The organism is Pseudoalteromonas sp. SWYJ118, from assembly GCF_015864505.1.
Taxonomy (GTDB): Bacteria; Pseudomonadota; Gammaproteobacteria; order Enterobacterales; family Alteromonadaceae; genus Pseudoalteromonas; species Pseudoalteromonas arctica.
Genome location: NZ_JADYXC010000007.1, coordinates 1 through 23,116 on the forward strand (window position 1 = coordinate 1; position 23,116 = coordinate 23,116).

At 36.3% G+C, this 23,116-nt stretch carries 14 protein-coding genes and 1 tRNA gene; 5 read left to right on the plus strand and 10 right to left on the minus strand.

Annotation, left to right across the window (positions count from 1 at the left end; genetic code table 11):
• The 10 genes from rfbB to I6F48_RS08865 form a co-directional block, all read right to left on the minus strand.
• Positions 1-984: dTDP-glucose 4,6-dehydratase (rfbB, locus tag I6F48_RS08820; RefSeq protein ID WP_197119259.1), on the minus strand; the 984-nt coding region annotated here is incomplete at its 3' end.
• A gap of 424 nt (positions 985-1,408) precedes the next feature.
• Complete coding sequence (locus I6F48_RS08825; protein ID WP_197119260.1) at positions 1,409-2,440, minus strand: glycosyltransferase; 1,032 nt, start codon at positions 2,438-2,440, stop codon at positions 1,409-1,411.
• On the minus strand, positions 2,437-3,546 hold the full coding sequence (locus I6F48_RS08830) for a glycosyltransferase family 4 protein (protein ID WP_197119261.1): 1,110 nt from the start codon (positions 3,544-3,546) through the stop codon (positions 2,437-2,439). The genes I6F48_RS08825 and I6F48_RS08830 overlap by 4 nt, the downstream gene beginning before the upstream one ends.
• A 2-nt stretch (positions 3,547-3,548) precedes the next feature.
• Complete coding sequence (locus I6F48_RS08835) at positions 3,549-4,439, minus strand: glycosyltransferase (RefSeq protein WP_197119262.1); 891 nt, start codon at positions 4,437-4,439, stop codon at positions 3,549-3,551.
• On the minus strand, positions 4,432-5,598 hold the full coding sequence (locus tag I6F48_RS08840; RefSeq protein WP_197119263.1) for an O-antigen ligase family protein: 1,167 nt from the start codon (positions 5,596-5,598) through the stop codon (positions 4,432-4,434). Before I6F48_RS08840 ends, I6F48_RS08835 begins: the two co-directional genes overlap by 8 nt.
• A gap of 24 nt (positions 5,599-5,622) precedes the next feature.
• A complete protein-coding gene (locus I6F48_RS08845; RefSeq protein ID WP_007582311.1) occupies positions 5,623-6,558 on the minus strand; it encodes an exopolysaccharide biosynthesis polyprenyl glycosylphosphotransferase in 936 nt (311 codons plus the stop codon).
• Between the two features lie 117 nt (positions 6,559-6,675).
• On the minus strand, positions 6,676-7,644 hold the full coding sequence (locus I6F48_RS08850; protein ID WP_007582313.1) for a Wzz/FepE/Etk N-terminal domain-containing protein: 969 nt from the start codon (positions 7,642-7,644) through the stop codon (positions 6,676-6,678).
• Positions 7,645-7,758: 114 nt separating this feature from the next.
• The gene (locus tag I6F48_RS08855) at positions 7,759-10,437 is read right to left on the minus strand and encodes an SLBB domain-containing protein (RefSeq protein WP_197119264.1); all 2,679 of its coding nucleotides are present in this window, start codon (positions 10,435-10,437) and stop codon (positions 7,759-7,761) included.
• 122 nt (positions 10,438-10,559) lie between these two features.
• Positions 10,560-11,342, minus strand: a complete 783-nt coding sequence (locus I6F48_RS08860) for a DUF481 domain-containing protein (protein ID WP_024593750.1) — start codon at positions 11,340-11,342, stop codon at positions 10,560-10,562.
• A 185-nt stretch (positions 11,343-11,527) separates the two neighbouring features.
• Entirely contained in the window at positions 11,528-12,346 is an 819-nt protein-coding gene (locus tag I6F48_RS08865) for a mechanosensitive ion channel family protein (RefSeq protein ID WP_197119265.1), read from the minus strand.
• Positions 12,347-12,631: 285 nt separating this feature from the next.
• On the opposite strand from I6F48_RS08865, the gene I6F48_RS08870 reads away from it, so the two are divergent.
• From I6F48_RS08870 to I6F48_RS08890, 5 genes are all read left to right on the plus strand, one after another.
• Positions 12,632-12,707, plus strand: a tRNA-His gene (locus tag I6F48_RS08870).
• A gap of 320 nt (positions 12,708-13,027) precedes the next feature.
• Entirely contained in the window at positions 13,028-14,353 is a 1,326-nt protein-coding gene (locus tag I6F48_RS08875) for a surface lipoprotein assembly modifier (RefSeq protein ID WP_024593751.1), read from the plus strand.
• 12 nt (positions 14,354-14,365) lie between these two features.
• A complete protein-coding gene (locus tag I6F48_RS08880) occupies positions 14,366-15,487 on the plus strand; it encodes a FecR family protein (RefSeq protein ID WP_165728148.1) in 1,122 nt (373 codons plus the stop codon).
• 39 nt (positions 15,488-15,526) lie between these two features.
• Entirely contained in the window at positions 15,527-22,219 is a 6,693-nt protein-coding gene (locus I6F48_RS08885) for an Ig-like domain-containing protein (protein WP_197119266.1), read from the plus strand.
• A gap of 9 nt (positions 22,220-22,228) precedes the next feature.
• On the plus strand, positions 22,229-23,062 hold the full coding sequence (locus I6F48_RS08890) for an MBL fold metallo-hydrolase (protein WP_165740586.1): 834 nt from the start codon (positions 22,229-22,231) through the stop codon (positions 23,060-23,062).
• Positions 23,063-23,116: the final 54 nt, after the last annotated feature.

The following is a 23,116-nucleotide window of genomic DNA, read 5'->3' on the forward strand; positions in this document are numbered from 1 at the left end:
TGTTTCAAAGGTTTCTATTGGTGTCCAGTTTAGCTCTGTACTCATTTTTGACGAGTCAATAGCATAACGTCTATCGTGACCAGGGCGATCTGTCACGTACGTTATCTGCTCTGAGTACGGGGAGTCCTTAGGCACTAAAGTATCTAAAATACTGCAAATACTTTTAACAACTTCGATGTTTTGCTTTTCGTTATGACCACCAATATTATAGGTTTCACCAATTTTACCTTCAGTTACTACCTTATATAAAGCTCGAGCATGGTCCTCAACGAATAACCAATCTCTAATCTGATCACCTTTACCATAAATAGGTAAGTCTTTACCTTCTAGCGCATTAAGTATTACTAAAGGTATTAACTTTTCAGGAAAGTGGTATGGCCCATAATTGTTCGAACAATTAGTTACGATAGTAGGTAATCCATACGTGCGCAGCCATGCTCGAACTAAATGATCACTCGATGCTTTACTTGCAGAATAAGGGCTACTTGGTGAATAAGATGTTTGTTCAGTAAACAAAGGTAGCTCTTTACCCAAGGCATTACCTTCTTGCTCATCTGGGTGTGGAAGGTCGCCGTAAACTTCGTCAGTTGAAATATGATGAAACCTAAACGATTTTTTATCATCGTCATTTAATGTATTCCAGTATTCACGAGCCGCTTCTAATAGATTATAAGTGCCTACAATATTAGTTTGTATAAATTCGGCCGGTCCAGTAATTGAACGATCAACATGACTTTCAGCAGCTAAATGCATTATTGCGTTGGGTTTATGTTCTTTGAATACACGGTCTAGGGCTACACGATCACAAATATCAACTTGCTCAAATGTGTAGCGGTCATTATTAGCAACCGAATTTAATGATTCTAAATTACCAGCATAAGTTAACTTATCGAGATTAATGACTGAATCATTAGTGTTTTCTATAATATGGCGAATTACAGCAGAGCCTATAAAGCCCGCACCGCCACTTACTAGTATCTTCATTTTAATATTTTAGCAACCTTTAATTGAATATGTAAAAATAATGGCCAACTTAATCTACTCTATACAAATAAAATTTCTGAGGTAAACAAGATGCCTTTGGTGTTAATTTAAAATTTTCTGGTTTTTACCGCATGACTTATCTTTATCGAATAAATAACATAAACTACTTTCGCAGAAACATAGCCATAAACAACTAGCAATATTGGTATTTAAAACTTGTGTATGTACAACCTGAAAAGATACTTCAAACTAAGAAGTCACTCCAGCTAAAATTTTTATAATCTATTTATAATCGTATGCGAATGTAACTCAAACTATAATAAACTAGAATTTCACCGTTTATGCTAAACGGAAATCATTTGAGTCTAATAAGTAATGGAGCAAACCCTTTAGTTATTACTAAACGATTACAGACTGCCTCGTATTAACATAGTGATTTAATCGCACTAACATACTTTCTAACAATTGGCTTTAAAGATAACTGACTAACCATATCTTTTAAAATAAATGCCTCTGCCTTTAAATATTCTTCAGATTCAATAGCTTTAACTAAAGCATGACTATCGCCCACAGGGTATATGATACACTGTTGATTTGTTATTCTTAAAGTATCATCGTTATAACTTACGCCTAAAATTTCTGCTGGCCCTGTTTGACAATTAGAAGTAATAACCGGAACTCCTAGACCTAACGCTTCTATTAGGCAATTAGGATAGCCTTCAAACTCGGAGGCTAAAAGTAACGCTTTTGCATTTTTTATGTAGGGGTAAGGGTTCGATAAACGTCCTAAAAAGTAGACCCTTTCATCCACTCCCAGTTGTGAAGCTAATTTCTTTAAATTAGTTTTTTCTTCACCATCACCGAGAACTATTAATTTATGCTCCCCTTTAGCCTTTGAGATAGCCATTATTAGTTGATCAACTCTTTTTGAGGCTGTCAACCTTCCTACATATATAAAGTACTGACTAGCTGGTAACTGCACATTTTCATTTGATAAACTTAAATATGCTTCAAAGTCATGAGGATTATGAATTAAACAAACTGTAGGTTTTTGAAATAACGCCTGTGCCAAATCAAACATTTTAGATGAAATGCATACGATCATACCTGCTTTTCTGTAAATGTATTTTGCTATTTTAGAGCCAAGGTTCGTTGAGTTTATTTCTGAAATACTATGTATAACAACTTGGGTTTTAAAAGAAAAAAAAGTAGAGAAAAATATTGATAAAATACTTGGGAAAAATAAGTGAGACTGCACAACTTGAGGCTTTAACTTAAAAATTATATGTAACATTTTAAAAAATGCTGTGAATCTCCAAAATACAGATTCAGTATCCTTCAAATGAAAAATATGAATATCCAACTCTTGAAATTTAGCTAACTCCATAGAAAGCGTATTAACAACAACTTCGGCTCCCCCACCAAACTTCGAATTAGTAACAATTAATACCCTCATTTGCAATCAACTCCAGAATAAATACCTTGGTATTTTTCCATCATTATATCAAAATCAAACCTCTGATTAACTTGCTGAAACTGCTTAGTAGCAATAAAAACTCTCAACTCTTTCTTTTCAAAAATATTCTCTAATAGAGTGCACAGTTCATCTTCATCAGCGAACAAAACATCGTTTTGGATTTCCTGAGATACAATTAACCTATGTGCAGGAATATTTGAAATTAAAAATGGTAGCTGCAGTGCATTGGCTTCTAAAACCGAGATAGGCAAACCCTCCTCTCTTGATAAGGATAAAAACAAGTCTGCCTCCCTCAATACCGAGTTCACATCCTCAACCTTACCTAGAAAGTTTATTTTAAAATACATTCCAGTTAAAGATTCAACTTGTAACTTTAGCTGCTCACTTTCTATGGCACCTGCAATATTCAATTCAATCACTGCGCCTTTTAAAACTTTTGATTTATCAATTGATTCTTTCAATTTCAGAAGTTTATCATAACCTTTTCTAAACTTGACATTACCAACACAAGCTATTTTCAATTTATTTTTTTCTAAGTCAAAATGTTTTTTAGGTGCTAAATCTTTAAAACTAATACCATTTTCTATCACATGGTACTTTTTCCCAAATGCGTTCTCAAATTTATCAATATCTTGTCTTGAAACTCCAATAATTTCGTCAGCATATCTATTAATCAAAAACTGATGAACTCGACCAATCAATTTATTTTTAATACTCCCTCCATAGTAAAATGAATAGCTGTTATGTATAACAACAATATACTTCCCTTTTTTATTAACCTGCTTGAATAAAAATAACAAACCGAGAATTATATCAGCTCCTTTGAGTTGAGACTGTATACAGTCTGAGTTTGATTGTTTTATAGCTGCTGGTAGTCTGATTAACGCACAAATTAGCGCAGATAAACCAAAATATGAGGTTGTAATATATTTAAAATTGCGACTAGACCAAAAACTATCTTGACTATTATTATGTTTCCACAACAACATTACTTCGTTCTCAAATTGGCTTGAATCTATCATACGACGTAGTAATATTTCTGCACCACCAACACCGTCTGAATTTAAAATATGCAAAATTTTCAAGGTTAACCTCTAAAGTTATTTACTATCGCAGTAAAAATGTTTCTACAGGTAATAACATACTTGTAAAAACAGGAGTGCTTTAAACTCAAGTATAACCCTCGATAAAACATTGACGTACCCAATAAAGATAAAACCAACCAATAGGGAATCGGCTGTCTCCTATTAGCAAGGTCATTAAAAAGCCATATGTGAAAATTTCCATCATATAAACTTATATGCTTTTGCAAAAATTGAATCGCTCCCTTAGATGCATTTGATCGAGTAGTAATACTTTCTCGGTTTGGGTTTACATCAACAAAATAGAGCTTATTGCTTAACTTTAGTGAACTTTTCCCAGTTGTTTTTAAAATCCTTAACCAACAGTCGTAATCCTGCCATGCATTTAAAGTTTCATCGAACATTACTGCTTTGAGCGTTTCTATTCGAGTAAAAATTTGATTACCAACAGAGTTCATTTTTATAAGATCTTTCTCAGTAATTGTAAAAGACTTACCTGTCAGATTATTTTCTACCTCCCCGATAAAATCATAACTACCGCATATAAAAGAGAAATCGTCAGACCAGTTTTTCATATAGACTTCTATACAATCTGATTTCATTACATCGTCATCATCTAAACCCGTTATAAAATCTCCTTTTGCAAGATCTATTGCTCGATTTCTGGCATTGCAGGCACCTAAAGCTTTTTCATTAAAAGTGTAAATTAATCTACTATCTTCTTTTGATACAGACTCTAATAGAGAAATTGACTTTTCACATAAGCCATCAAGCACTACTATTACTTCAATATTTATATAAGTTTGATCTAAAACCGAACCAAGTGATCTACTTAGATCATTGGGTCGATAATGGGAAGGTATATACACACTTACTAAAGGCCTATTGTTAAACACGCTTATCACCGATATTAAATACAAATGGAACTACAAAAAACAAAATCCAATAAGGGTACACCCACATTTCATTGGATATTGACAGAAAACAAAAAATTATTATCAAATACCTATTAGCTCTTTCTTGAGTATTAAATAACATATATGTAAAACCAGAAACAATAAGTGTAAATAACACTATTCCGTGATCGACTAATATAGCTAGCCACCCATTATGAGGTTGAACATAACGCATACTTAACTCGAGTAGACTTCTTACTCCAGTTATTCCATATCCCAGTATCGGCCTTTCGTAGAATCCATCTAAAGCTAAACGCCACATAACTAACCGTTGAGAAAATGTTGACAAGTGCTCGAAAAGAGAGAAGGCGATAACAGCGCCGAATAATATAAAAGTAACAAAACCTATGTTGAAAATTATTTTAATTTTCAGCTTGATAAATATTAACCTTATCACTAAAAAACTACTGATTAATAAAACAGTTTTTGAACCTGAGGCAAAAAGGGTAACTAAACAGACCAATAATAGAACTCTGTTAAAAACAGTTTTTTTTATACTAACAATAATATAAATACTAAAAACCATTAGTAGAGAGGTATAGTTTGGATCGTGTGCATAACCTGATGGCCTTACACCTAGTAATGATAACTTATCTTCGAACGCTTCACCGGAAGAGCCTGTCGATACAAATGGTAAATTGCCAGTTACAGCTTGATATAAGCATGAAAGAGACAAAAACAAACTAGATAAAAGAACTGAGTTTATTAATACTTTACCATTTAAATATTTTCTATTTAGAAAAAAATAAATAGCTATTAGAAAATTATATATATACAAAATAATTACATTTTTATATACGGCAGCATTCTTATCAAGAGCGGAAAATTGCCAAGCAATTTGATCTTGAAGCATTATAAGTATAAATAATAATGTCAGTAAAATAGCGCGAGTTGGTACGACCCAATCATCAAACTTTATTTTTACCAGCAAAGCAAGAATTAAACTCGAAATAAAAAACGGAAAAACTAAAAACCGAATATCAAAACCAAGCGAAAATGTTCGGTTATAAATCGAGAAAATTAAAATGCTTATAAATATTGCGCTTAGAGATCTATTTAAGCCTAATTTATTTTTTTTAACGGCTTCATGAAGCTGCATTTATTGATCTAACCCTGCATGTTGTTAGCGGCCCATACCAAAAATTACTGTTTTAATTGTAAGCATAAGTATTTTTAAATCTAATATCGTAGAATGGTGCTTAATATAATGAATGTCGTATTTATGCTTCCAAATAGCGTCTTCCAGTGACGCGCCATATGGGTACCTAACCTGTGCCAAGCCTGTGACACCAGGCTTTACTGCATGGCGGAAACGATAATATGGAATTTCCATTTCAAGGTCTTTAATAAAGATCTCTCGCTCAGGCCTTGGGCCAACTATTGACATACTTCCCTGTAGAACATTTATTAGCTGAGGTATTTCATCAATACGTGTTTTTCGAATGAATTTTCCTACTTTTGTGATTCTTACGTCATTTTCACTAGCCCATTGAGCACCATTTTTTTCAGCATCACTACGCATAGACCTAAATTTATAAACTTTAAACTCTTCATTATATTGGCCTGTTCTTTTTTGTTTATATAAAATAGGGCCTGGGCTTTCTAATTTAATAAGTAAAGCAGCCATTAATGAAAGCGGTAACGTTATAAAGAGTAAGAATATAGAACTAACTACATCTAAAACTCTTTTGGTTATTTGAGTTCTTTTATTCGATAAAATTGAAAATGCTTTTTGATGTAAAAAGTAACTACTGTGCAACAAATGTACTTCTGTGTACTTTAACCTACCGTCTAAATAACTGACTAATGGTTCTACCCATGCACCACTCTCAGTTGCCCTTACTAGAAAGTCTCGTTGCTTATCTGTTAACTGCGCACTTCTGTAATGGCATATAACTTTTTCAGTAAAGTCGACTATTGAGAAGTCATTAATTACAAGCTCAAATGAATGTGCATTAATAATTTCTACAATATTAGAAACACACTCATCTGGGCAAAATACATATATTTTATTTTGCTTTAGTGCTTCTTTTTTTGATTTAAAACTCTTAGTAAACAATTAAAAATTCCAATTTGTCTAATGCGTCAATAAATATCTTGTTACTTATGATTCAAAGTTTAATCATCTAAAGTAATGTTTATTTAAAATTTATTTATAGTTTTAACCTAATCTGAATTATTTTATAGGTTTACTATTTCCCTGTTTAATAAAATATCTCACTAAGACAAAGACACAGCTAATAAAAAAACCTAATATAACCCCTACCAAACAAATCAAAGCTCTTTTCGGTTTAAACTTTTTCTCTGGCACTATAGCTGGATCAATTGTTTTGAAAACATATTCATCTCGTACATTAGCGAACATAATAGTTTTTGTTTGCTCTTCTACTAATTTATAAAGTACAGCACGAATATCAGCAATTTTGGTTTGTTGTATTTGTGACATTAAGAAACTAGTACTTTTATTTGCTTCGACTACATCGCGCTGTTTCATAGTTGAGTTTATTTCTTGTATTAGCCAATTTACCCATTGCTCTGCAATATATGGTGATACATGCTCTACTGAAATAGTCACCATACCATTTTCTTTATTTGCATTTGTAGAAAGTACTTTTGTAAACTCTTTGTAAGCTTCTTGCATTGAAGGTTCAGCCTTAAAAGGGGGTTCAACTTCACGAACCCATTTAGCGTCACTTTTTAAATAAAGGTCTCTGTTATAATTTATTGTGTTATTTTGACTATTCCACGATTTTGCGGCCATTAAGTCAGGCAATATATTATATTTTTTAATAAACTCGCTGGTAAATTTACGCGATTGCAACACTTCAAGTGCCATCTGAGTTTTATCTACACCACCGCTACCTAAACTAACACCTGCTAAACTAGCCAAACCGCCAAACTGACCAGCTAATGCTCCTAGTCCTCCCTGCTGCTCTTGCTCTGCAGGTGCTAATAAAGCTTCTGATTTATAAATGTTAGGCTGATTAATCGCATAAAAAACAGACGTCACTGCAAATAAAATGGTTATTACAATAATAATCCATTTCCCTTGCCAAATAGCAGTAAGCAGTTCTCTTAAGTCGATTTCGTCATCAGCAATCATAGGCTTATTTTTATCTGTATGATTATTTGAGTTATTATCCATTTACATCTCATATTTTTGCTATCAGCTATTAAAATAATTTTAATAGCGCTAATACAAACTTAAGCTAGAAATACTTTCATTCTGCTTAAGCTGTTAGGAAAAACTTGCTTTTTATTAAATACCGCTAATAGCAGCAACCGCTACACCTAGTTGGTACATAATCTGCGTTGCAGTACTCCAAAGCGTTAGCTTATCCATATGGCCAGCGTCCATTGGTATAACTATTGTGTCGCCTGGTTCTAACTGATCAGCATTATTTGCTGCGAACCAGCCACCTGTATTTGGTATTTTTACAGAGCCATTGGCTTTAATAATGTAAATTCTGTCTTCAGCTGCACGCTCTTTAAGGCCACCACTTAGCGCAATATAATCATCAACACTAACCCCTGTTTTATATAGATGTGATGTAGAGTAGTTAACTTCACCAATTATGCTAATTGAATCGCGCTTGCTTGGTACATAAAGTGTATCACCATCTTGTAATACTAAATTTTGTTGATTATTTACAATTAACGGCAAGTCAATTACTAAACGGCCTACGGCTTCAACACTCGCGAGGTCGTTTAACAGCTTGTTCATTTCTTCATACGAAAGTGTGCTACTGCTTACAGAGTTTTGGAAGCTCTTAGAAGCTATATCACGGCGAAGCTCTGTAGATAAACGTGCTAACTGCTTTTCCTCTTGCTCTTTAATCGACGTACGGGTAAATACAGCTGCTTTTTGCTCTGCAAAATTTGAAAAACCACCCGCGCGTTCAAGTAATTCAGTTAGCGTTTCACCACGGCGTATAGTGTAGGTACCAGGGAATTTAAGCTCGCCTTTTAATTCTACTTTTACGTTTTCTTGCCAATTTGGAATAGCGAATACGTTTATGCTGTCTTTACTTTGTAATGTAATATTACTTTGAAGGTCGCCTTTCAGGGCGCTTTCAAGATCAAATCGTAAGTGTTCTATTTTAGAACCATCGCTGGCTACAATACGTGTAATTTCAGCTTGTTTTACGTAGGCAGACTCCAGCAAACCACCGGCTGCTGTTATTAAATCACTTACCTCACCACCAATCATTAGTGGATAAATACCAGGATAAGTAACGTTTCCGCTAATCTCAACTAATTGCATAGCTTGCTGCACTGATGCTTGCTGCTTAAATTTAGCAATAATTGGCGCTAATAAATTATGGCGGCTAAATAACGCGTAATCTTCAGGTTTGAGTTCTTGGTCTTCTTCTTTTTTTGCTTTGCGCTTAGAAATTTCAGCAATAGTGAGTATTTTATTGTCTTCAAGAACAAGTTCTTCGTCTTCTTGATTAACGCCAATGTATTTTTCGAACTCTTTTTGTTCAAACTTATGCCATTGCTCTGCTTTTTGTTGCTGCTCTTGTTGCTCTTGACTAAGAGCCATATTTGCTAGAGTTGATTGCTCTAATTCTTTTTCTTCAAAACGACTAAATACAACTATCTTGTCATTAGCTTGAAGTTGTAAGTTATTTTCAGGATTTTTAATAATCGCTTGAGCAACGTCAAATTGGTGTGCTTCTATATCGCCGTTTATATTTATTTCGCGGATTACGAGTCCATAGCTTAAATCGGCTTGCGGTAGTAAATCACCACGTACTGATTTAAGTACATCTGAAATGCGCTTGCCTTGATGCCACTGATAATTGCCTGGGCGCGCTACAGCACCAATTAAGCTAACTGAGTTTTGATATTGCGAGCTAACTGAATTAAAGCGAATACGGTCGCCATCTTGTGGAATATAGTTAATTTGCGATTTTGAAAAATCTACCGATAGCACTTCTTTACGATCGAAGTTAAAGCGCTCTACAATTGCGCTTTTGGCGTATGCATTTGGCTTAAGGCCTCCAGCCATTGCTAATAACTGCTTAGCAGACTCACCTTTTTTTAGTTCAAATATAGCTGGGCGTTTAACCGCACCTTCAACTCTTACTTGAGCACCAACCGATGGAATAAATACAGCATCGCCCGGCTTTAGTACGATGTCGTTACTGCTATCGCCATTAATAAGTAAGTCGTAAAGGTCAAAATTTGCAACTACGTTGCCAGCTCTTTTAACTTGAATATTACGAAGAGAAGCAATATCAGACACGCCACCGCTTACAAATAATGCGTGCGAAACAGTTGTTAATGAAGAAACACTGTAGCTACCTGGCTTGTAAGCCTCACCTAGAACTAAAATACGCATGCTACGAAGTTGGCCAAGCGATATAAAGGCTTTTACACCAATAACTTCCTGCTCTACTTTTACTTTTATTAGTTCTTTAATTTCAGCAAAGGTTAAACCAGCCACTTCTACAGGGCTAAGGTCAGGAATACTAATACGTCCTTCACGGTCAACTATGACTTCAAAACTGTCACTTTCTTTACCATAAAAGTTAATTTTTAATTGATCGCCAGGGCCTACGATATAAGTATCGGGTACTGCGGCATTTTCGCTTGGCATAAATGTAGTGGGTTCACCTGCAAACAACTCATAACCATATGGTTTTAATTCGTCTGCTTTTGGTTTGAAGCGCTCTTCATCTGTTAGCTTTTCTTTTTCTGGCTCTGCGCGCTCGCCAATACTGTTTTGTTGCTCTGTATTATTTTGATTATTGGATTGGTTTGTACCGGTGATTGTTGAAACATCAACACCATACTGTTTTGCTAGGGCTTCTTGCTGAGCTTTTGGCAGCTTTTTAAATTGCTCAATTTGAGATGCTGTTGGCGTAAAAGCCAAAGTACTAAAACTACAAAGTAGAATAAAAGCACTAATAAATTGTGTAAAAACTTTCACGAGTAGGTATATCCCTAGGTCTACAACCAAAATTGGTGGCTATAATACATTAATTTTGAGCAAATAAAAAAGGGACTTTCGTCCCTTTTGTCACTTTAGTGTCATTAACTTAGTTACATTGGTTAAAAACTGTAAACCAGTGTGAATGATGTTTCTGTGTCAGTGCTTTCTTTGTCGTCAGCAACATCTGAGTTGTTAGTGACATTAAAAGCGACTTTCATTTGTAATGAGCCGTTTATTTTTGCAAGCAATGCAGTTTCTGAACGAGTTTTAGTGTTTGTATCACCATACTCTACAGCAACTAATTGAGTAAAACGTGCACTCTCAGAAATTTGCCAGTTGTAATCTAATTTACCTAAGGCAATTACTTCGCCTTCAAACTCGCCAGCAAGAGAGTTACCGTTATCATCAATTTCAGAGCTGTCATCTGGGTATTCAAAATATTTATAACCAGGACCAACTTCGGCACTTAACCACATTGTTTTTTCGTTTAATAAACGTAAACCGTAACCTGCAGAAATTACTGACTCACTTCTATATGCTCCAAAATAATCTGAAACGTGTGAACCATAAATGAATAGATGAGAATGATCTTCATTTAATTTGTAATTACCTTGCGCTGAAATCGAGTACTTTTCATTAGTGCGCTGCTTATTTTTGTCGCCATTAGCATCTTCAACTTCATCTTCTTTATAGATGCCGTCTAGTTTGTATTCGTTGTTCCAGTTTTCAAGGTTGTGCTGTACTTTAATACCACCTTTGAGTGTGGTCGTTTCTGTATTACCACTTGTGATAATAGCACCAAGTTCACTGGTAACTTCCCACGTTTTTTGATCTGCGTCTGCAGCGAATGCATTTGTTGCAGCAGATGCTGCAACTAAAACTGATAAAAGCTTTAATTTCATTAAAAAATAACCTTTGTATAAATGTATATCTATTTTATTAAAGCGTTACTTGTTAGAGCAAGCAAAACAGCTAAGTAATAATGTAAAAAATTTCATGCAGCAAATACTGCATGAAATTTTATTTCTAATAGCCGCTTTATCACTACAACAATTAAAGATAACTTTAATTAAATAACTATTTAAAATTAGTCTTGCTTGTGTAAATGAACATCCATTTGTGGAAATGGGATTGCAATATTTTCATCATCTAATGCAATTTTAATATTTTCCATTAATGACCAGTAAGTAGGCCAGTAATCAGCAGCGTTAACCCAAGGGCGAACAACAAAGTTTACGCTAGAATCACCTAGCTCAGATACAGCTACTGTATAAGCTGGGTCTTTAAGTATGCGTGTTTCTGCATCTAACACAGATTTTAATACTTCTTTTGCTTGACGTAAATCAGCATCGTAACTAACACCAATAACTAAATCGATACGGCGAGTAGACTCACGCGAGAAGTTAGTAATAGCGCCTGACATTATTTGAGAGTTTGGTACGATGATTACTTTATTATCTGGTGTACGAAGTTCAGTTGAAAATATTTCGATTTTCTTAACAGTACCCATTTTATTACCTGCTTCAACAAAGTCACCAGATTTAAACGGACGAAGTAAAATAATTAGCACGCCTGATGCAAAATTAGATAGTGAACCTTGTAATGCTAAGCCAACAGCTAAGCCTGCAGCACCTAAAATAGCAATGAACGAAGTTGTTTCAATACCAATTTGCGAAAGTGCCATTAAAATAGTAACAGCAAATACAAGTGTGTACACAATGCTTGAAACAAACGACCCGACAGCTTTATCTACTTTCTTTTTAGCAAAACCTTTTTCAGTTAAGTTAGAACAAAACTTAGCGATACGACTACCAAGTAAAAAGATAACAAGCGCAACAACAGCTTGTATACCGTAGTGTAAGATTAGGCCTGAGTTATCGTTAAGCCAATTAAGTACTGAATCCATATTTACTCCAAATGTTTTTTATTAAGCGTTTTCCGAGCATTATTATACATTAATTTACAATTTATTCTCATGAAATAATGAATTAATACTATTAAATGTAAGTACATTCGATTTTTTAGAGGCAATTATGCGATAAAATGAAGCCTACTTTGGAAAGTTATTAACGACCAAATACTAATTATATTTGCCTGAAATAAATTATTTTAATTTATTTCACTTTTAGGCTTCACAACATTTATTATTTTATGTATTATGCGCGCCACACCAAACAAGGTGTGTGTAGTGGCGGTTGTAGCTCAGTTGGTAGAGCCCCGGATTGTGATTCCGGTTGTCGCGGGTTCAAGCCCCGTCAATCGCCCCACTTTTTCTCCTAGTAATACCCTTTATTTATATTTTAATAATCTCCCTAAATTATCTTTTTATATCCTATACAGCATATTTAACCTTTGTTATCCAAATTAATTACTATTTTAAGCTAAAGCAGTTTATCAGCAACCTCTTCTGTTTTAATAAGTTTAATTTGAAGATTTATTAAACAATTGTTTAGCCTAAATTAAATAACATTTATTTAACCAATGTGATTACATTGGCTGTACTTAAGTACAAAAAGTGCTAAATTTCTAGTACATACATCTCTTTTTATACAAAACATCAAACTTCTACTGGGATATAAAATTAAGCATGATTAAACAGGTTTTAAGAAATTTACTGTGTAGTTGTTTAGCTGTAATGAGCTTTAACTCATTGGCTCAAAGCAATGATGAATATAATAAGCTACTGATTGAACTTCAAAAATTAGTTTCTGAAAAAAAATATACTCAGGCTTATCAAAAAAGTAATAGTGAATACCAGTACCTGGGTGAACCCGTATACGATTTTTTACTAGGGGTCTCTGCGCTTAAAACAGGAAATGCGGCGCCAGCTGTATTTGCCTTTGAACGCGTGGTTGAAAACAACCCTAGATGGTATGAAGCTCGCTTGTACTTAGTTCGTGCTTATTTAACCGTTAATAATTTACCTGCTGCCGATACTCAAGCTTTAATACTGATTAACTCACCTAACACACCTAATAACATAAAGTCTTCAGCACAATCGTTACTTGATACAACCACACTTAAAAAGCAAGAAGCGGGGCGTTCTTATAAGCAAAATATTGAGCTTGCCCTTGGCGTTGATGGCAACGTAAATGCGGGTACGGCAGAAAATACGATTATAATTCCTAATATTGGTGAGTTTTTGTTATCGCCAGAAAGTAAAAGTACGCAAGACAACTATGCGCGACTAAATTACAGAGGAAAGTACTCTCACCCTATAGATCAAAAAAGTTTAATTACTTTGAGTGTTAATACCGGGTGGTACAAGTTTGCAGAACTCAGCCAATACGATCGTATAAATGCGCATATTAATGCTGCCTATCAATATAAACAAAATGACATAAGTTGGTTTGCACAAGTATCGACGACTCCATTAATGCTTGATGGCGATCTTTATCGTACTGAATCAGCTTTAACGGCCGGAGCTAGTTATAAGCTGAATAAACAAGTTAATTTATTTAGCTCTGCGACTGCGGGTGTTTTAAACAATAGATTTGATGAAAAGCTCGATAACTCATTTTATGCGATAAATGCGGGTGCTAGCTACGCAACTCGAAATTGGTTTCAAAGCTTAAGCATTAACGCTAAAAATGAAGAAGCCGATATTACTGAAGGTGAATTTAATAGCCGTAATATTACGAGTTTTTACTACCAAGTGAACACTCAACTAGCTCAACATTGGCAGTTGTTATCTCTTGCTGGATACCAATGGATTAATTATAAAGATGATCACCCTTTATTTTTACAAGAACGTGCCGATAACCTCTTTATGTTCTCAACTTCTGTTCGCTACTTAGTTAATCGTGACTTAGCAATACAGTTGGCTGCCAACTATCAAGATAAATCCAGTAATATTTCTTTATTCGAATATGACCGTTTAGATATCAATTTAAGCGCTTCTTACTCATTTTAATTTAAGGTATTTATGAAACATTTACTCCCTGTAATTACCACTTTACTTTGTGTAAGTTTTTATACACAAGCAAATGATCCCGCTGGTAAAACTATTTTAGCGCGAGGCTCTGTACTAGCGGTTGATGGAAGCTCTGAACAACAACGGCAGTTGCAGCGCAGAGATACCGTTTTTGGTGTAGATCGCATTACGACTGGAGAGAAAAGCAAAGCGCAATTTTCAATGTCGGATGGTGGTTTAATCGCTTTAAAAGAAAATTCAGAACTAAATATTGCTAACTATGAATTTGATGATAATACCCAACAAGGTTCTGCTTCTATTGAGTTACTTAAAGGTGGTTTGCGCTCTATTTCGGGTGTGATTAAAAAAAATGGCGGCTCTTATAGTGTAAAAACCCCCGTTGGCTCTATTGGTATACGTGGAACACATTTTGAAGTTCAGCTCGTTGAAGGCAATGTGTTTTTAGCTGTATGGGATGGCGCAATAGATCTAACACTCGAAAATAATAGTGTGGTTTCTTTGGGTGATAACGAGGCATTTTCGTTTGCACAAATTACAGCCTCTGGTGAAGTATTAAAAACGACGCGTGCGGCACGTGTGTTTGATCAAAATATAGTAACGATCGACCCTAAAGATGACAACGAAGAAGAGACTGAACAAGCATCTGTAACTGAAGTTGAAGTAAATGCTTTTGAAGCAGATACAGATACTATGGATATATATTCTGAACAACAATTTCAAACAGTTAGCAGCGCATCTTTAGTCGATCAAATAGCTCAGCGCCAAGGTGTATTTAACTATGAAGCATCAAGCTTTAATGTAAATTCGAGTGTGGGTGCTGTTACTGACTTTGCTATGACTATGGCTGTTGATTTTGATAATGGCACAGTGCCTGATGGCGAAATTAGTTTTAATGACGCGGGCGGAAATTGGTATGCGGCTTACAGCGGTTTAATAAATTTAAGCGAACTTGACTTAGCCGTTACATTTGCATCCCATGGCAACAATAAAGCCGAGGGCGATGTTGATGCAATATTTTTGAATGACTTAGACAATATTACTGGCAACTTTAATCTTAACGAAATAAATAATCCTGATGTAAATGCTAGCGGTTCTTTTAAATTAGAACCATAAACACATTGGATACAAAGCTTTTATTATGGAGTATTTAAAATGACAGCAAAAAATATATTTTTGCTTGGTTCTATGGTGTTTTTGTTAAGTGCCTGTGGAGGCTCAGAAGAAAGCCCTGCTCAAGAGACAATACAATCACCTACGGCTGAAGTAGTACCGCCAACGGTGACTAGCTATATAAATTTGGCTGGTGTTATAGCGAGCAATCAAACCAAGAATACAAAAGTTTTAGGTGCTGTCACTTCAAGTAGAGGAGTAGTTGGATCAAGCATAGCTAATACACGCGCTAATATTGTTTTTTCACAAACAAACGAAACTGTGCAAGGCAACGTTTCTTTTTTACTTGAAGCTTCGGATACTGATGGCATTGCTGAAGTTAATTTAGTGCTCCCTAGTGTTAATAAAAGCATATCACTGTGTTCTTCTGATTGTGGTTTTGACTACGAAAAATCAATTATAGGCCTCAGCCCTGCACTTTATGGCGTAACTCCAGGAGAGATACGCCTAGAAATATGGATAACTGACACTTTAAATAATCAAGTCCTTGCTGATGCAATTACTTTTAACTGGCAACCATATCAAATTGAAGGTGTTACAGCTCAGCGAGACGAAGATAATATTAATCTTTCGTGGCAAGCTAACCCCGAACTTAATCGTTATAACGTTTATATTGCAACTCAAGCTGGAGTTTCATCTACTAATATTAATGAATTAGAAAACGGGCAACAATTTTTAAGTATTCAAGATACTGCATTAAGCATTACCGAGTCACTTACAGATAAAAGTTATCAAGTACTTATTACCGGTGTTGATGGCAGTGGTGAAAGTGGTTTTGCTAATATAATAAACATAGCACCAGTGGGTGGAGAGCTTGCATTTGCACCAGAAGCTAATGCCGATCAGTTTCAGATAAATGAAGATCAAACTCTGCAAGGCAACGTTCTAACAAATGATACGAATCAATACAGTGGCGATTTACGTGTAAATGCAGATGCATTAATTCTACCGCAGCATGGCACCATTGATATAAATGAAAATGGGGATTTTACTTATATCCCTATTGCAAACTTTAATGGTGAAGATGCCTTTAGCTATCAAGTTGCTAACGAGCTAGGTATGACAGATACCGCAGTTGTAGAGATAACCATTTTAGCTGTTAACGACGCCCCTATTGCGCTTGATAATACTTATAACATTACAAACAATGGAACCTTAGTTGTCCTATCGCCTGGCTTACTTATTAACGATAGCGATATTGATTTAGATAACTTAACTGTTGATACAACGCCTGTTAGCGAACCGACAAGAGGACAATTAACCCTTTTTGATAATGGTAGCTTTGAATACCAAGGCGAGCAGAACATGCAAGGCCAAGACAGCTTTCAGTATAGAGTTGTTGATGCACAAGGTGCTCAGGCTATTGCAAATGTAACTATTGTAAGCTCAAACACTAACGTAGCCCCTGTAACAAAAAATGATAGCTATAGTTTAAGCGAAGATGAGACACTTGTGGTTACAGCAGCCAATGGTGTGCTTAGTAACGATACTGACCCAAATAATGACAGTTTTTCAGTTGATGAAACATTTATTGTGGCACCAACACATGGCCAACTATTATTAGCAATTGATGGCAGCTTTAGTTATGTGCCGGATGCTAATTTTAATGGTGTTGATCAATTTCGATATCAAGCTATAGACTCATTAGGTGCAACCTCTACAGCAACAGTAACTTTAATAATAAACAGCGAACCCGATAGCCCTGTCGCACAAAATGATGCCTATCAATTTAGTAAAAATAAACTATTTGAAGTAACAGTACAAAATGGCTTATTAATTAACGATTTTAATATTGAGGCTGGCGATTTATCAGTTAACACCACGGCAATCAATACAACTCAAAATGGCGAGCTTACATTAAAAGTTGATGGCTCATTTACCTACCAACCAGACTTAGGTTTTATTGGTGTAGATAGCTTTACTTATTCAATTTCAAATGAGCAAGGCTTAACTGCAACAGCTCAAGTAACATTAAGTGAAAGCGGCGTTAATACTTTTCCAGAAGCCAATAACGATCAATTTACGTTAGACGAAGACAGCTCTGCATCTTTATTAGACGTGCTAGCTAACGACACTGATGCAGATGGCGATACGATTAGTATTTCGAACATAGAAAATATTGCTGGAGAAGCGACTATTGTCGCCGGAAAAATACAGTTTACTCCACCAGCAAACTTTTCAGGTGAGATAGTACTAACTTACACCATTACGGATGGCTATAGCACTGGTAATGAAGGCATAAACGACAGAACAGCAAGTGTGACTATTACCATTACATCCGTTAATGATGCCCCTACTGCAAATGCTGACTCAGCAACGATGAACGAAGATGCTCCTGCGTTATTAGTTAACGTACTAGCTAACGACTCTGACATTGATGGCGATACTCTTACAATAACAGCTGCTACTGCAGATATAGGTTCTGCATCTGTTGTTGATAATAAAATCCAATACACGCCTGCCGCTAATACAAATGGAACAGCAATTATTAGCTACACAATAAGTGATGGGAACAGCGGTACTGCAACTACTAACTTAACAATTACTATTACTCCCGTAAACGATGCCCCAATAGTAAACGCAGACTCAGCTACAATAGATGAAGATGCAGCGCCAATACTAATAAACGTATTGGCAAATGACTCCGACGTGGATGGTGATAGCCTCACTATCAGTGCTGCCTCGGCAGATACTGGTTCGGTCGCAGTGGTTGGCAATCAAATTCAATATACACCGGCACCCGACGACAACGGCGTAGCAACAGTTACTTATACTGTAAGCGATAGCAGCGGTGGTGCCAGTACAACAACGTTAACTATCACTATTACCTCCGTAAACGATGATCCAATAGCAAACGCCGATTCGGCTACCATGGCTGAAGATGCAGCGCCAATACTAATAAACGTATTAGCCAATGACTCAGATGTAGATGGCGACAGCCTCACAATCAGTGCAGCCTCGGCAGATACGGGTTCGGTCTCAGTAGTTGGCAATCAAATTCAATATACACCGGCAGCCGACAGCAATGGCTTAGCAACAGTTACTTATACCGTTAGTGATAATAATGGTGGAACAGATAATACCACGGTCACTATTACTATAACTGCAGTGAACGATACACCTGTTGCCAATAACGATACTGCTACTATGGCTGAAGATGCAGCGCCAATACTGATAAACGTATTAGCCAATGACTCAGATGAAGACGGCGACAGCCTGGTGATCAGTGCAGTCTCAGCTGATATTGGCTCAGCCTCAGTAGTTGGCAATCAAATTCAATACACACCGGCAGCTGATAGCAATGGCTTAGCAACAGTTACTTATACCGCTAGTGATAATAATGGTGGAACAAATACTGCCACGGTCGCTATTACGATAACTGCCGTGAATGATGTACCTGTTGCCAATAACGATACCGCTACTATGGCTGAAAATGCGGCGCCAATACTGATAAACGTATTAGAAAATGACTCAGATGTAGATGGCGACAGTCTGGCGATCAGTGCAGCATCAGCTGATATTGGTTCAGTCTCAGTAGTTGGCAATCAAATTCAATACACACCGGCAGCCGATAGCAACGGCTTAGCAACAGTTACTTATACTGTTAGTGATAATAATGGTGGAACGAATACTGCCACGCTCGCTATTACGATAACTGCCGTGAATGATGCGCCTGTTGCCAATAACGATACCGCGACCATGGCTGAAGATGCAGCACCAATACTGATAAACGTATTAGCAAATGATACTGACTCTGATGGAGACAGCTTGGTGATCTCTTCAGCCTCAGCTGATATTGGCTCGGTCTCAGTGGTTGGCAATCAAATTCAATATACGCCTGAAGCCAATACCAATGGACTTGCCACAATAACTTATACGATTAGTGATAATAATGGCGGAACCAATACAGCCACAGTGGCCATTACCGTAACTGGTGTTAACGATGCACCTGTAGCATCGGTTCAAAGTTTTAGTATTAATGAAAATGCTACCGATGGCGACATCATAGGGACTGTTAGCGCGTCAGATATTGAGAACCAGACTTTAACTTATAGTTTAACTGGCGGTAACACTGCTTTATTTAAAATTAATAGTAGCTCTGGTGTTTTATCAACCGCAGGTGAAAGCCCATTTGATTTTGAAACAACTAATCAATATATCTTAAATGTCACTATAACTGATGATGGCACACCTAATGAAAGTTCAAACGTTAACATAACCGTTAATATTACTGATGAAATTGAGCTTCTTATTCCAACTGAAGATGTGACATTTGGCCGCCCGATTACAGGTGAGCTTGATCTTTCAAACATTTTTTCTGGAGGTGAGTTTAAAGACAGTATTGAGCTTAATGGCAACCTTTATTTTGTTGGTTTTGTTGATGGCGACGATAAAGATATTATTGTTGTGTCTTACACCAACGCTGGCATAACAAATAATGCTTTTAATAGTAATGGAATAAAAATATTAGATTTAGATGATGATGAAGAAGCCACAGCTATTATTTCTGACGGTACAGATCTCTTTATTGCTTATTCTAGTTTTGACGGCACAAATACTGAAGCCTGCTTATTGGAAATGAATACTGCTGGCGTTGTAAGTACTGACTCTGGTGAGAATGATTCAGGAGTTCGCTGTACTTCACAAGCGAGTACTCTTGTTATTAATGACCTTGAAATTGATGACGATAAGATACTGGCTGTAGGTAAACGCTTTGATGGCACTCAAAACGATAGTTTATGGATACATTATAAAAAATCAGATCTAGATTTTGAGAACTCTACTCCAGCTATTGTCGATGTTAGCGGCGCTAATCGAGATGATGAAGGCTTTGCAATTAAGAACTTTGATGATTCCGATTACTTAGTGGTTGGGAGTGTTACCAATGCAGAGGGAACAAAAGACTCTCTACTTCGTTATTTAAAATCTGATGGCGATAATGACAATAACTTCAATGGTGGCGCAGCACTAACAATTGATATATCTGATAATGATAAAGACGACGAACTTTTTGCTGTAGGCGGAGTTGTTGATTCTGAATTTACTGCCTTTGCAGGTGGTTATGTAACAAGAAACAGCGGTGAAAAAGAAACTGTAATATTAGCTATTAATAAAAATGGGGAACTAATCACCACCTTTGGTAATGCTGGTATAGCAATTTATGATATTGATGGTAATGGTGGAAATGGTAATGGCGGCGCTAAAATTACAGGTATTAAACACGAGCCTAGTAACAATGGCATTAGTTTGTCGGGGACGACTGGCGTATCAGCCTCAGAAAAATTATTTTCAGCACGGATTAATAATCAAGGTACTTTAGATAGTGCCTATGGCACCTCCGGCATTAATATAATTGATGGTATAAGTGGTAAGCAATTTGCCAACACTTTAGCTATCGACTCTAATGACACTCTTTGGGTAGCTGGTGTTAATGATGATTCAAATACAAAACCGTTTATTGCAGCAATAGACAGTCAAGCCACATTATTTGGTAACTTTGAAACGAATGGTTACTTTACCCTTAATAATTTAGTAGATGCGACAAACGACGAATCAATGCACGTTTTACAACTTAGCAATGACCCTCATGCCGGTAAGTATATTCTTGCATCAACGGCTAAATCGGACTCAATTACTAAGTTAGTATTAACACGCTTTACGAGTGCGGGTGATATCGATACTAGCTTTAGCGAAAGTGGCCATAAAGAAATTGCCATAGATTTGAGTAAATCGCGTGTTGCTCTAACCGAGCAAAGCGACGGCAATTTAGTTATTACAGGCTCTAAAAATAGTGAAAATGGTGAAGCGGGCTTTGTAGCTAAAGTTGATCAGTCTGGTAATTTAGACACTTCATTTGCAACAGACGGTGTATACACAACCTCTGTCAGTGGCGCAGAATTGGTAAACCTGACAGGTATTGCACTTGATAATAGCGGTAACATTATTACTGTTGGGTCAATCGTAATAAGTGGCACTCCTAGCCCAATCGTTATAATGTTGACGCCAGAAGGTACCCTTGAGCCTAACTTTGGCACTGGCGGAAGTATCATAGGCTCAGCTTTTGAGTACTATAACCGTGTACATACCGACAATGCAGATATTTTCATTGGTGGTAAGGCAGTATTAAGTGGCACTTCAAAGCTAATCGCATTGAAGTTAAGCTCAAATGGTACTGAAGTCTTTAAATATGTAGGTGAAGAAACCACAGATACCAACAATAAAATAGCGCAGATTTTAACTGACACAACGGGTAAGTTATATTTAATAGCAAACCTTATTGATTCGCCAAATAAAGCCAATGTTATTAGGTTGCTCGTTACGGGTGCGCTTGATACTAGCTTTGCCGTAAATGGTGTCGGTGAATATACTTTGGCGTCAAGCGGTAACACTGAGCTAAGTGGTGCAGCGCTCGATAGTAGCAATCAACTTATTTTAGCCGGCATGGCTAACAATAAAGGAATGTTAGCGCGTATTTTAACTGACGGTACTTTAGATAATACGTTTGGAGCCAGTGGTGCCGGATTTTATGAAGCAAGCCAATGTACCAGTACACATGTATTTACTTCAATCATCTTACAAAATGACACCCAAGTTGTTGTAAGCAGCACCTGTAATGACACTAACTCTAACAATGTTAGTATTTCTAAATTCAATTTTGTAGAAGATGGAGCTTAGCCTTAAATTATGAAAGTTGAATTTTTTGGTGTTAGAGGCTCAATGGCTTCAGCAGGAAGTAATACACACATTTTTGGAGGAAATACCTCATGTGTGTACATTGAACAAAGTAACGGTAAAGATCTCATTTTAGACTCTGGTACCGGTATTGTAGAGCTCGGTACACGTTTACTAGAAACACAAAGTCCTATCAATATTTTGCTAACGCATAACCATTGGGACCATATTCAAGGGTTTCCTTTTTTTAAACCTATTTACCAACCCAACCGCGATATAACTATTACTGTGGGTAACGTTGATGATAAAAAAAGCCAAGATGCCATATTAAAGCAAATGAGTGGTTCGTACTTTCCGGTGTGTTATCAAGATTTACCTGCCAGCATTACGCTTAATACTGATTTATCGTCTCAAAAGCAATTTACACTTAATGATTTTTTGGTTTCGACTGCTCCACTAAATCACCCTGGTGGTGGTACTGCTTATTGTATTAAAGCAGATGAAAAAAAGGTGGCTTACGTTACCGACAATGAGCTAAATCCGCCAGAAAAAGCAAACACAAGTATTAGCGAATGGGTCAACTTTATTGAAGGCGCTGATTTACTAATTCATGATGCTCAATTTATAGATGCAGACTTGCCTCTTAAACATGGTTGGGGGCATAGCACCATAGATCAGGTGGCTGAGCTTGCTATAAAAGCGAGTATTAAAAATGTGGTTATTATTAGCCACGATCCATCAAGAACCGATGAACAGTTATTGGCTATAGAAAAATATTTACACACGCAGTACGCTCAACAGGTAAAAATAGAGTGCGGCCGAGAAGGACGAGTTTTTGATTTTTAGTCTATCAAGGAGCGTTACTCATTAGCTCCTTAAAACCAATTACTTCAAAGCACT

What these genes read in the sequence shown, in the direction of transcription:
- I6F48_RS08860 (WP_024593750.1), bottom strand. Translation starts at nt 11,342, where the DNA reads ATGAAATTAAAGCTTTTATCAGTTTTAGTTGCAGCATCTGCTGCAACA.
- I6F48_RS08890 (WP_165740586.1), top strand. Translation starts at nt 22,229, where the DNA reads ATGAAAGTTGAATTTTTTGGTGTTAGAGGCTCAATGGCTTCAGCAGGA.
- I6F48_RS08885 (WP_197119266.1), top strand. Translation starts at nt 15,527, where the DNA reads ATGACAGCAAAAAATATATTTTTGCTTGGTTCTATGGTGTTTTTGTTA.
- I6F48_RS08825 (WP_197119260.1), bottom strand. Translation starts at nt 2,440, where the DNA reads ATGAGGGTATTAATTGTTACTAATTCGAAGTTTGGTGGGGGAGCCGAA.
- I6F48_RS08875 (WP_024593751.1), top strand. Translation starts at nt 13,028, where the DNA reads ATGATTAAACAGGTTTTAAGAAATTTACTGTGTAGTTGTTTAGCTGTA.
- I6F48_RS08840 (WP_197119263.1), bottom strand. Translation starts at nt 5,598, where the DNA reads ATGCAGCTTCATGAAGCCGTTAAAAAAAATAAATTAGGCTTAAATAGA.
- I6F48_RS08865 (WP_197119265.1), bottom strand. Translation starts at nt 12,346, where the DNA reads ATGGATTCAGTACTTAATTGGCTTAACGATAACTCAGGCCTAATCTTA.
- I6F48_RS08880 (WP_165728148.1), top strand. Translation starts at nt 14,366, where the DNA reads ATGAAACATTTACTCCCTGTAATTACCACTTTACTTTGTGTAAGTTTT.
- I6F48_RS08850 (WP_007582313.1), bottom strand. Translation starts at nt 7,644, where the DNA reads ATGGATAATAACTCAAATAATCATACAGATAAAAATAAGCCTATGATT.